12 protein-coding genes and 1 riboswitch are annotated in these 11130 nt (G+C 73.4%); of the genes, 9 read left to right on the top strand and 3 right to left on the bottom strand.

Features of this window, described 5'->3' with window-relative positions; all coding sequences use genetic code 11:
• The first annotated feature begins 172 nt into the window (after positions 1–172).
• The 5 genes from D1825_RS16395 to D1825_RS16370 all read left to right on the top strand — a co-directional run bounded on the left by D1825_RS16395 (position 173) and on the right by D1825_RS16370 (position 4728).
• Positions 173–1096, top strand: coding sequence for a phosphoribosylaminoimidazolesuccinocarboxamide synthase (locus D1825_RS16395; protein WP_118768482.1), 924 nt, complete (start codon positions 173–175; stop codon positions 1094–1096).
• 17 nt (positions 1097–1113) lie between these two features.
• The gene (locus D1825_RS16390) at positions 1114–2556 is read left to right on the top strand and encodes an amidohydrolase (protein ID WP_118768481.1); all 1443 of its coding nucleotides are present in this window, start codon (positions 1114–1116) and stop codon (positions 2554–2556) included.
• A 230-nt stretch (positions 2557–2786) separates the two neighbouring features.
• A complete protein-coding gene (purS, locus tag D1825_RS16380) occupies positions 2787–3056 on the top strand; it encodes a phosphoribosylformylglycinamidine synthase subunit PurS (protein ID WP_118768479.1) in 270 nt (89 codons plus the stop codon).
• Positions 3053–3748 (top strand): phosphoribosylformylglycinamidine synthase subunit PurQ, encoded by a 696-nt coding sequence (purQ, locus tag D1825_RS16375; RefSeq protein WP_118768478.1) that lies wholly within the window; start codon positions 3053–3055, stop codon positions 3746–3748. Before purS ends, purQ begins: the two co-directional genes overlap by 4 nt.
• The gene (locus D1825_RS16370; RefSeq protein WP_118768477.1) at positions 3748–4728 is read left to right on the top strand and encodes a GNAT family N-acetyltransferase; all 981 of its coding nucleotides are present in this window, start codon (positions 3748–3750) and stop codon (positions 4726–4728) included. The genes purQ and D1825_RS16370 overlap by 1 nt, the downstream gene beginning before the upstream one ends.
• A 24-nt stretch (positions 4729–4752) precedes the next feature.
• Here the strand turns inward: D1825_RS16370 and D1825_RS16365 are convergent, their stop codons facing one another.
• Positions 4753–5712, bottom strand: a complete 960-nt coding sequence (locus D1825_RS16365) for a helix-turn-helix domain-containing protein (RefSeq protein ID WP_118768492.1) — start codon at positions 5710–5712, stop codon at positions 4753–4755.
• A gap of 226 nt (positions 5713–5938) precedes the next feature.
• Between D1825_RS16365 and D1825_RS16360 the strand changes: the two genes are divergently transcribed.
• The 4 genes from D1825_RS16360 to D1825_RS16345 all read left to right on the top strand — a co-directional run bounded on the left by D1825_RS16360 (position 5939) and on the right by D1825_RS16345 (position 9050).
• On the top strand, positions 5939–6811 hold the full coding sequence (locus D1825_RS16360) for an alpha/beta hydrolase (protein ID WP_118768476.1): 873 nt from the start codon (positions 5939–5941) through the stop codon (positions 6809–6811).
• 72 nt (positions 6812–6883) lie between these two features.
• On the top strand, positions 6884–7711 hold the full coding sequence (locus D1825_RS16355; protein WP_118768475.1) for a PhzF family phenazine biosynthesis protein: 828 nt from the start codon (positions 6884–6886) through the stop codon (positions 7709–7711).
• A gap of 37 nt (positions 7712–7748) precedes the next feature.
• Positions 7749–8471: a DUF72 domain-containing protein gene (locus D1825_RS16350; protein ID WP_118768491.1), complete on the top strand. Its 723-nt coding sequence runs from the start codon at positions 7749–7751 to the stop codon at positions 8469–8471.
• Positions 8472–8570: 99 nt separating this feature from the next.
• A complete protein-coding gene (locus D1825_RS16345) occupies positions 8571–9050 on the top strand; it encodes a pyridoxamine 5'-phosphate oxidase family protein (RefSeq protein ID WP_118768474.1) in 480 nt (159 codons plus the stop codon).
• Positions 9051–9107: 57 nt separating this feature from the next.
• Here the strand turns inward: D1825_RS16345 and D1825_RS16340 are convergent, their stop codons facing one another.
• Both D1825_RS16340 and D1825_RS16335 read right to left on the bottom strand, forming a co-directional pair.
• Positions 9108–10358 carry an O-succinylhomoserine sulfhydrylase gene (locus tag D1825_RS16340; RefSeq protein WP_118768473.1) on the bottom strand — a complete coding sequence of 417 codons (1251 nt, stop codon included), beginning with the start codon at positions 10356–10358 and terminating at the stop codon, positions 9108–9110.
• The gene (locus D1825_RS16335) at positions 10355–10768 is read right to left on the bottom strand and encodes a rhodanese-like domain-containing protein (protein WP_118768472.1); all 414 of its coding nucleotides are present in this window, start codon (positions 10766–10768) and stop codon (positions 10355–10357) included. The genes D1825_RS16340 and D1825_RS16335 overlap by 4 nt, the downstream gene beginning before the upstream one ends.
• A gap of 232 nt (positions 10769–11000) precedes the next feature.
• Positions 11001–11114: riboswitch (SAM riboswitch) on the top strand.
• Positions 11115–11130 lie beyond the last annotated feature (16 nt).

Below are 11130 nucleotides of genomic sequence, written 5' to 3'. Positions count from 1 at the left end.
GGCGAAGCACGTGCGGCGGCTGCTGGCCGAGGCGCACGTGGACGAGCCCGTGGACACGTTCGTCGAGGAGACGGCCCAGCGGCTCGTGCGACTCGTCGGCCTGGCCGTGCCCGAGGGGCTCGAAGGCGGAGACGACCTCGTCTGAGGCCGCGCGGACCTGCACACTAGGGCCGTGACCTCCACGACGACGACCACGGACCTGCCCGGCTGGGCGCACACGTACTCCGGCAAGGTCCGCGACCTGTACGTGCCCGACTCCTCGGAGGCGGGGCAGGCGTTGACCGCGGAGCACGGGGACGTCGTGCTCGTCGTCGCGAGCGACCGCGTCTCCGCGTACGACCACGTGCTCAGCCCCGGCATCCCCGACAAGGGCGTCGTGCTCACGCAGCTGAGCCTGTGGTGGTTCGAGCAGCTCGCCGACCTCGTGCCGAACCACGTCGTCTCGACCGACGTGCCCGCGGAGGTCGCCGGCCGCGCGATGGTCTGCCGCCGCCTGGCGATGTTCCCCGTCGAGTGCGTCGCGCGCGGGTACCTGACCGGCTCCGGCCTGGCCGAGTACCGCGTGTCCGGCTCGGTCACCGGCATCGACCTGCCGGCGGGCCTCGTCGACGGCTCGCGCCTGCCGGAGGCGATCTTCACGCCCGCGACGAAGGCCGAGCTCGGCGACCACGACGAGAACGTGCCGTTCGCGGCCGTCGTCGAGACCGTCGGCGCCGAGGCGGCCGAGACGCTGCGCGCCCTGACGCTGGCGGTGTACGCGCGCGCCGAGGCGATCGCGCGCGAGCGCGGCGTGATCCTGGCCGACACCAAGCTCGAGTTCGGCACGGACCCGGTCACGGGCGAGGTCACGCTCGGCGACGAGGTGCTGACCCCGGACTCCTCGCGGTTCTGGCCCGCCGACGGCTGGCAGCCCGGCCGCGCGCAGCCCAGCTTCGACAAGCAGTTCGTCCGCGACTGGCTCACGTCGGCCGCCTCGGGCTGGGACCGCGAGTCGGACACGACGCCGCCCGAGCTGCCCGCGGACGTCGTCGCCCGCACGCGCGAGCGCTACCTCGACGCCTACGAGCGCCTGACCGGCAGCTCGCTCGCGCTCTGACGCTGGCTCGCGGACTCATGCCGACGGGGAGCGCGCTGCTGCTGCGTCGGGCTCGGCGCATCGGTCACGACGAGCCTGTCGACCTGCTCCTGCGCGACGGCCGCATCGCGTCGCTCTCCGGCGGGACGGCGGCCGAGGAGGTCGACCTCGACGGCCGGATCGTCATGCCCGGCCTGTGGGACCAGCACGTGCACCTGACGCAGTGGGCGCTCGCGCGGCGCCGGCTCGACGTCTCGTCGGCGACGTCCGCGGCCCACGCCGTCGCGCTGGTCCGCGCACGCGTCGCCGCCGGCTCGCCGCGGTTGCTCGTCGGGTACGGCTTCCGGGACGGGTTGTGGCCCGACGTCCCCACCGTGGCGGCCCTCGACGCCGCGGCCGGCGACGTGCCCGTGGTGCTCGTCTCGGGCGACCTGCACTGCGCGTGGGCCTCGAGCGCGGGCCTGCGGTACCTGGGCGCACCACCGGTGGACGGCCTGCTGCGCGAGGGCGCGTGGCTGCCGTTGCAGGGCGCGGTCGACCGGATGCCCGACGACGAGTCCGACGAGCTGGTCGCCGACGCGACCCGGCACGCCGCCGCCCTGGGCGTGGTCGGCGTCGTCGACTTCGAGATCGCCGACAACCTCGCGGTCTGGCGCCGCCGCGCCGCGTCGGCCCCGCCCGCCGTGCGGGTGCGGGCCGGCGTGTGGGCGGACTACCTCGACCGCGTCCTGCACGCCGACCTGCACACGGGCGACCGCGTGGCCGGGCTCGTCGAGCAGGGGCCGCTCAAGGCCATCGTCGACGGCTCGCTCAACACGCGCACGGCCTGGTGCGACCAGGCGTACCCGGGCTCGTCGTCGCACGGGGTGCTGTCGGTTCCCTCGGCGAGGCTCGAGCCGCTGCTCGCCCACGCGCACTCGCACGGGCTGCGCGTCGCCGTCCACGCGATCGGCGACGCGGCCAACCGGCTCGCGCTCGACGCCTTCGCCGGCACGGGCGCGCGCGGCTCGGTCGAGCACGCGCAGCTCGTCGCCCCGGCCGACCTGCCACGCTTCGCCGGGCTCGGCGTGACCGCGAGCGTCCAGCCGCGGCACGCGGTCGACGACCGGCACGTCGCCGACCGGCACTGGCCGGGCCGCGACGCGTTCGCCTATGCCGCACTGCACCGCGCCGGCGCCCGCCTGGCGCTCGGTTCCGACGCTCCCGTTGCGCCGCTCGACCCGTGGGCGGCGATCGACGCGGCCGTCTGGCGGACCGACCCGGGGGAGTCGCCCTGGCATCCCGAGCAGCGGCTCGACGTGCTGACCGCGCTCGCGGCCTCGGTCGACGGGCGCCCGCTCGGCCTGCGGGTCGGCGACCCGGCGGACCTCGTCGTGCTCGACGACGACCCGGTCGCGCTCGCGGCGGTGCCCGGCGCGCTGCGGGGGATCAGGGTGGCGGGCACCGTCGTCGCGGGGGTGTGGGCGGCCCCGTTGCCCTGATGCGTCGCCGCGCGACAGGCCAGGCGATCGTCACGGCGGTTCTCAGGTCGACGAGGATCGAGCACCTCTTCCCGCCGCCGGCGGGATCCGATGTGGGGCCGTTCCTGCCCTACCGCGGGCTCGACGGCACGGCGCCATCCACCGATCGGGCCGTGGTCCTCGATCCCCGCACCCGTCGGTAGACTCCCCGGCGAACCCCCATCGCCGCGTGAGACCCCAGGAGCACACCCGTGGGACGAGTTGTCGTCGACGTGATGCCGAAGCCCGAGATCCTCGACCCGCAGGGCAAGGCCGTGGCCGGCGCCCTGCCGCGACTCGGCTTCGGCCAGTTCGCGTCGGTCCGCCAGGGCAAGCGCTTCGAGCTCGAGGTGGACGGGCCGGTGACCGAGGAGATCCTCGCGGCCGCCCGTGCCGCCGGCGAGCAGGTGCTGTCGAACCCGGTGATCGAGGACGTCGTCGCTGTGTACGAGGACGCGGTCGCGCAGGACGCGCAGGCATGACCCGCGTCGGTGTCGTCACCTTCCCGGGGACGCTCGACGACCGTGACGCCGCGCGGGCCGTCCGCCTGGCCGGCGCTGAGCCCGTCTCGCTGTGGCACGCCGACGCCGACCTGCACGGGGTCGACGCCGTCGTCCTGCCGGGTGGGTTCTCCTACGGCGACTACCTGCGTGCGGGCGCCATCAGCCGGTTCGCGCCCGTCATGGGCGAGATCGTGGAGGCCGCCGGCAAGGGGCTGCCCGTGCTGGGCATCTGCAACGGCTTCCAGGTCCTGACCGAGGCGCACCTGCTGCCCGGCTCGATGATCAAGAACGACCACCTGCACTTCGTCTGCCGCGAGCAGGTGCTGGCGGTCGAGAACGTCGACACGGCCTGGACCCGCGACTACACCGCCGGCCAGCACATCACCGTGCCGCTCAAGAACCAGGACGGCCAGTACGTCGCCGACGACGCCACGCTCGACGAGCTCGAGGGCGAGGGCCGCGTCGTGTTCCGCTACGTCGGCTGGAACCCGAACGGCTCGCGCCGCAACATCGCGGGCATCTCGAACGCGGCCGGCAACGTCGTGGGCCTCATGCCGCACCCCGAGCACGCGGTCGAGGCCGGCTTCGGCCCGGACGGCGCGAACGGCCCCCGCACGGGGACCGACGGGCTCGGCTTCTTCACGTCGGTGCTGCACTCGCTCGTCGGTTGATGACCAGGCTCGACCTCGTCGCCTGGGACGACCCGGACGCCGCCGCGCTGCGCGTGGCTCAGCAGGCCGAGCTGCGCGAGCGGTACGGCGAGGACGATCTCGGGCACGACATGACCGGCGAGTCGATCGTCGCGATGCTCGTGCTGCGTTCCGACGGCGAGGTCGTCGCGTGCGGCGCGCTGCGTGCGGCCGACGAGCTGGGCGTGGCCACCGGCGAGCTCAAGCGGATGTTCGTCCCGCCGGCCCACCGCGGCCGTGGGTACTCGCGGGCCGTGCTGGCCGAGCTCGAGCGGATCGCCCTGGAGCGTGGCTTCGAGCGCCTCGTCCTGGAGACCGGCCCGCTGCAGCCCGAGGCCATCGGCCTCTACCTCGCGGCGGGCTACCGCTCGACCGAGAACTACGGCGAGTACGCCGGCGTCGTCGACTCGCGCTGCTTCGCCAAGTCGCTCGTCGCGGAGCTGGCGCCCCGACGCACGACCGGCGAGCGGCGGCCCGTCGTCGTCGAGCGCGTGACCTGGGACCACCCCGAGGCCGCGCACCTGCGGCACCGCATGTTCACGGAGTTCAACGGGCCGACCTACCCCGAGCTGGCCGATCTGCTCGAGAAGGCCGGCGGCTTCTGGGCCGACGACGCCGCGCAGGGCGTGGGCGACCTGGCCACGTGGGTCGCGCGGATCGACGGCGTGGCGGTGGGGTGCGTCAGCATCCGGGCCCCGCGCGACGGCTATCCCGCGGGCTCGGCCGAGCTGAAGAAGCTGTTCCTCGAGGACGCCGCGCGGGGCGCCGGTGCGGCCCGCGCGCTGCTGGCCGTGGCCGACGACGAGGCTCGGGCGCTCGGCTACACGAACCTGGTGCTGCAGACCGGCATCCGGCAGCCCGAGGCGGTCGGCCTCTACCTGGCCACCGGCTGGCGCCCGATCGCCCCGTTCGGCCCGTACGTGGCCGACCTGCACTCGCTCTGCTTCGGCAAGGTGCTCTGACCCTTGCCCGACGCGCGCTGGTGATCAGCGGTCCGTCCTGAGGGACCGCCACTCCCGAGGCGTCATGCCGTAGGCCTCGCGGAAGACCCTGCTGAAGTGGGTCGCGTCCGGGAAGCCCCACTGTCGGGCGACCGAGGCGATCGTCCGTGCCCGGGCGTGCGGCCGGGCGAGCTCGCCGCGGCACGCCTCCAACCGGTGCGTGCGGACCCACTCGCCGAAGGTGATGCCGGATCGGCCCAGGACCGTGTAGAGGTGCCGGACGGAGATGCTGTGCGCCTCGGCGACCCGTCGAGGACTGAGGCGGCTGTCGCCGAGGTGAGCCCTCATGTGCTCGAGCAGCCGCATCTCCAAGGTTGACTCCAGCGACTCCTTGCCGAGGCCTGGGTCGCCCAGGCTGGAGACGAGTGCCGCCCGGACCAGGTCGATCGTCGGCTGGGCCAGGCTGTCGGCGACCGCCCTCGACCTCAGCCCTGGACTGACGGCGAGGCGGCGGAGGTAGGAGGACGCCAGGGCTGCGACCGGGTCGTTGGCGCCCAGCGTGCGGGCCGAGGCCTCTTGGACGGCCGACGGGGGAAGGGCGACCTCGGCGACCGGGATGCGGAAGAAGTGCGCGTCGAGCCCGTGGTCGAAGGTCAGGGTGTACGGACTCGTCGTCGTGTACACGGCGAACTGGCCCCGCCGGAGCTGCGCGTACCTGCCGTGCTGCGCCATGCCCGAGGCGCCTCTCGCCTGCAGCGTGAGGAAGAGCTGCGGTTCCGAGTCGTCGCGAGCGAGGCGAGGGCATCGCGTCACGGTGGTCGCCATGGACCGCACCGTGAGGACCTGGACCGGACCGGCGTCGGAGAGGGCCAGCTCGACGTCGATCCGATCGGGGTCGTCGGGCAGGTCGATGTCGACCCGGACCACGTTGCTCCCGACGGCCTCGCGGACAGCGGCGGCACGGTCGGCGCCGGGCGCCTCTGCCGCGCTCCACAAGGTCGTCATGACCGCTCTCCGCGTCTGCCCGCTGAGCATCGATGGGGTGGCGTCGCCGCCACGTGGGCCCAGCATCCTCAGGGAGGACGCCCGGGCACAAGACTGCTGGGCCCGCGGCTGATCGTCTGTGCACGCACAGCACAGATCGACGCAGGGTGGATCAACCCGTCGCCCCGCCGCAGTCCTAGCGTGTCGCGCACCACCCGACGACACACGGCGGAACGGCGGCGACGCGATGGCCGACTCCCCTCGACCCACCCTGACCGCGCGCGAGCGCGCCGAGCTCGCTGACGCCAACGCCTCGGGCCGCCGACCCGTGATGTTCGTGCACGGCTTGTGGCTCCTCTCCAGCAGCTGGGACAGCTGGCGGGCGATGTTCGAGGAGGCGGGCTACGCCACCGTGGCCCCCGGCTGGCCGGACGACCCGGAGACGGTCGCCGAGGCCAGGGCCAACCCGGAGGTCTTCGCGCACAAGATGGTGCAGGCCGTGACCGACCACTACCTCGAGGCCGCGCGTCACCTGACCCTCAAGCCCGCGATCGTCGGTCACTCGTTCGGCGGCCTGATCGTGCAGAAGCTTGCGGGCGAAGAGGTTGCCGCCGCGACGGTCACCATCGATCCGGCGCCGGGTCGAGGTGTCCTGCCGCTCCCGGCTTCCGCTCTCAAGTCCGGCTCGCCCGTGCTGGGCAACCCGGCCAACGCTCGTCGGGCAGTGACGCTGACGTTCGACGAGTTCGTGTACGGCTGGGCCAACAACCTCGACGAGGACGAGGCGAAGCAGCTCTACGAGGAATTCCACGTGGCGGCCTCGGGTGTGCCGATCTTCCAGGCCGCCGCGGCCAACCTCAACCCGTTCAGCGAGACGAAGGTGGACTACAAGGCGGAGGGCCGAGGTCCGCTGCTGGTCGTCTCCGGGGAGAAGGACCACACTGTCCCGCACGCGATCTCCCACGCCGCCTACTCGAAGCACAGCAAGAACGTCTCGGTCACGGAGTTCGTCGAGTTGGCGGGGCGGGGCCACTCGCTGACCATCGACCACGGCTGGCGCGAGGTCGCGCAGACCGCCCTCGACTTCATCGAACGCTTCGCGCCTCCCGGGCCGGTCTGACGGTGCTGGACCAAGGCCACCGGTGCCGGATTGGCCATCGCGGGCCAGCGTGCCCGCCGGGACGATGGACGCATGGAGATCCTGAGGTACCGCGCGTTCACCACCGCCGAGCCCGACCCCGAATCCGGGAACCCCGCCGGCGTGGTGCTGGATGCCGAGGAGCTCGGTGACGCCGAGATGCTCGCGATCGCGGCCGACCTCGGGTTCAGCGAGACGGCCTTCCTCACCGCGATCGAGCCCGACGCGGCCCGCGTGCGGTACTTCACGCCGCGCGCGGAGATCGCCTTCTGCGGGCACGCGACGATCGCGTCGGGGGTCGTGCTCGCCCGTCATCGCGCCGCCGCCGAGACGGTCCGGCTGACGACGAACGCCGGGCTCGTCCCCGTCGAGGTGACCGCGGACCGGGCGACGCTCGTGGCCGTCGACACCGAGGTCCAGACGCTCGCCGACGTGCTCGTCGCCGACGTCCTGCGCGCCCTGCGGCTGGACGCGAGCGACCTCGACCCCGCGCTGCCCCCGGCGCTCGTGCACGGCGGCAACCTGCATCCGCTGCTCGCGGTGCGGGCGGGAGTCCTGCCGCGGCTCGACCACGACAGCGACGCGGTGCTCCGGCTCCAGGACGCCCACGGCTGGGACGGGACCGTCCCCGTGGTCGAGCGGCTCTCCCCGACCCGGTTCGCCTCGCGCAACCCGTTCCCGCGGGGCGGGATCCGCGAGGACCCCGCGACCGGGTCCGCCGCGGCGGGGCTCGGTGCCTACCTCCGCGCGGGCGGGCACGTCGAGGCGCCCGTGGTGATCACGGTCGAGCAGGGTGCGGAGGTCGGGCGGCCGTCGCTCCTCGTCGTCGAGATCCCGCGCGAGGGGCGAATTCGCGTCACGGGCACCGCCGAGGAGATGTAGCGAGCCGGATCGCGCCGCGCGGGCGATCATGGCGCCCATGACGATCCGGATCGGGACGTCCGGCTGGTCGTACGACCACTGGGACGGCGTGCTCTACCCGCACGGCACCGCGCCGAGCGCGCGCCTCGAGCACTACGTGCGCGAGTTCGACACCGTCGAGCTCAACGCGAGCTTCTACCGCTGGCCGCGGGACACGACTTTCGCGGGCTGGCGCCGCCGGCTGCCCGACGGGTTCGCGATGTCGGTGAAGGCCCCACGCGGTCTCACCCACGCCAAGCGGCTGCTCGAGCCGGAGGCGTGGGCCAGCAGGATCGCCGGCGCCTGGCACGAGCTCGGTCCTCGTCGCGAGGTGCTGCTCGTCCAGCTGCGGCCCGACCACGAGCGTGACGACGCGCGCCTCGACTGGTTCCTCGGGTCACTGCCGAGCTGGGTCCGGGTCGCGGTCGAGCTGCGCCACCGGTCGTGGCTCGACGACGAGGTCTTCGCGATCCTCGAGCGGCACGGTGCCGCGTACGTGGTGATGAGCGGCGCGCACCTGCCGTGCGTGCTGCGCGCCACCGCGCCGTTCGTCTACGTCCGGCTGCACGGCCCTGACCACGACCACCTCTACGCCGGCAGCTACGCGGACGAGGACCTGCGCTGGTGGGCGGACCGGATGCGGGAGTGGGCCTACGGCGGCCGGGACGTGCTGGCCTACTTCAACAACGACGGCGAGGGCCACGCGGTCCGCAACGCCCGGACGTTGCGCTCGATGGTCTGAGAGCCGGCTGAGAAGCCGCGGCGAGCGGATGCGCGTGCCGATACGCGTGCTTACCGTGGCCGTCGCGCCCGGACCGGGTGCCCCGACGAGGAGGTCACGATGCCCGACGAGCAGATCGCCAAGGTTGCCGAGCTGATCAAGGACGCGCGCTTCGCGATGCTCACCACGGTGAGCGCGGACGGCTCCCTGGTGAGCCGGCCGATGGGCGTGCAGGAGGTGGACTTCGACGGCGACCTCTGGTTCTTCGCCGACGCCGACTCGCACAAGGTCGCCGAGATCGAGCACGGCAGCCCCGCCAACGCCGCGTTCGCGGCCTCGTCGTCGTGGGTCTCGGTGTCCGGCCCGGCCGAGGTGGTCCGCGACGTGGCCAAGCAGCGCGAGCTGTGGGGACCGGTCGCCGAGGCCTGGTACCCCGACGGGCCCGAGACCCCCGGCCTGGTCCTCGTCGTGCTGCGCGGCGAGACGGCCGAGTACTGGGACTCCCCGGGCGGTCGCATCGCGACGGTCCTGAGCCTGGTCAAGGCGAAGGTCAAGGGCGAGCGCTACGACGGCGGCGAGAACGAGACGGTCTCTCTCTGACACTCGCGAGTGCGCCCGCAACGACGGGCGCACTCGCGAGCACGGGTCGGACCCGGTTCAGGCGAGGGCCGCGAACGCCTGGGTGAGGTCGTCCTTGAGGTCCTCGACGTCCTCCAGGCCGACCGAGAAGCGGACCGTGGACTCGGCGATGCCGACCGCGGCGCGGCCCTCGGCACCGAGCTTGCGGTGCGTCGTGGTCGCCGGGTGCGTGACGATCGACTTCGAGTCACCGAGGTTGTTCGAGATGTCGACGATCCGCAGCGCGTCGAGGAACGCGAACGTCGCCTTCTTGGCGACCTCCGCGGTGGCGTCGGCGGGCACCCGCAGGTCGAACGTGACGACCGTGCCGCCGCCCTTCTGCTGCCGCAGCGCGAGCTCGTGCTGCGGGTGCGAGGGCAGGTAGGCGTACCGCACGCGCGCCACCTCGTCGCGGCCCTCGAGCCACTGCGCGAGCTCCAGGGCCGACGCCGTCTGGTGCCGGACGCGCAGCGAGAGCGTCTCGATGCCCTTGAGCAGCACCCAGGCGTTGAACGGCGACAGCGACGGCCCGGTGTTGCGCACGAGGGTCTGCACCGGGCCGCGGATGTACTCCTCCGGGCCGAGGATCGCGCCGCCGAGCACGCGGCCCTGGCCGTCGATGTGCTTGGTCGCCGAGTAGACGACGACGTCCGCGCCGAGCTCGAGCGGCCGGGACAGCACCGGGGTCGCGAAGACGTTGTCGACGACGACGAGCGCGCCCGCCGCGTGCGCGAGCGCCGAGACGGCCGCGATGTCGACGAGGTCCTGCATCGGGTTGGACGGCGTCTCGAAGAACACCACGTCGGCGGGGGTCGCCAGCGCGGCCTCCCACTGCGCCAGCTCGTGGCCGTCCACGTAGTCCGTGGTCACGCCCCAGCCCGCGAGGATCTCGTCGAAGATCACGACGCTCGAGCCGAACAGCGCGCGGGCGGCGACGATGCGCGAGCCCTGCTTGACGATCGCGGCCAGCGACGTGAACACGGCGGACATGCCGGTCGCGGTCGAGACCGCCGCCTCGGCGCCGTCGAGCAGCCGCAGCCGCTCCTCGAACGTCTGGACCGTCGGGTTGTTGTACCGGGAGTACAGGAACCGGTCGACGTCGCCCGCGAACGCAGCCTCCGCCTGGCCGGCCGAGCCGTACACGTAGCCCTGCGTGAGGAACAGCGCCTCGGACATCTCGTCGAACTCGGTGCGCACCAGGCCGCCGCGCACCGCGAGCGTGTCGGGCCGAAGCCCGTCGCGCGCGACACGGCGTGCGTCCCAGTCGCCCGGTCCGGGGACGCGGCTCACAGGTTCCGCCACGGGAGGCCGTCGGCCTGCCAGCCCTCGTGGCCGCGCTGCCCGTCGGCGCCCACGTCGCCCTCGAAGCCGTGCAGCACGTTGTACGACGGGCCGAACCCGGCGGCCGTCGCCGCGTGCGCGGCCGCCACGGAGCGGCCCCCCGAGCGGCACAGGAAGATCACGGGGCGCTCGTCGCCGGGCTCGAGGCCCGACTCGGCGAGCTGGTCCAGGAAGCTCGGGTTGGGCCCGGCGGGGGTCACCCACTCGATGAAACTTGTCCGGTCATGCAACGAGGTCAGGTCCGGGACGCCGATCGTGCGCCACTCGCCGTCGGTGCGGACGTCGACGAGCAGCGCGCTCTCGTCGGACGCCAGCAGCTCCCAGGCCTGCTGCGGGGTCAGGTCGCCTGCGTAGGGCATTGCTCTCCTCCATCGGTCCTGGCGGTAGCACCCTGCTCCGGGGCGTGTGCCCTGCCCCGGATGGGTTGCTGCGGCGTCGTCGAGCCAGATCTCTCGGCCGCTCTGGATGGTCCGGCGATGTTAGCGTGCCGGAGCGCCGACCATCCACGTGATGAACACCGCGTCCCGTCATGCGAGATGGGACCCGTGCCCCGTTGACCCGGACGCCCGCTGTGAGGAACCCTCAGGTTCAGGTCATGAGCGCCAGCGTCAAGCCCCGGCTCGCTGGCCGGCAACCCTCCTCCGCGGCGGGGTGCCCCGGGTGACGACCAGGCCGGCACCGATTGGTGCCCGGCAAGCGCGGGACACCCATGGGCGGTGGT

It is taken from the genome of Cellulomonas rhizosphaerae (assembly GCF_003470205.1).
GTDB lineage: Bacteria > Actinomycetota > Actinomycetes > Actinomycetales > Cellulomonadaceae > Cellulomonas > Cellulomonas rhizosphaerae.
The sequence above is the reverse complement of the archived record's forward strand: the minus strand, read 5'-3'. Positions and strand labels throughout refer to the sequence as shown.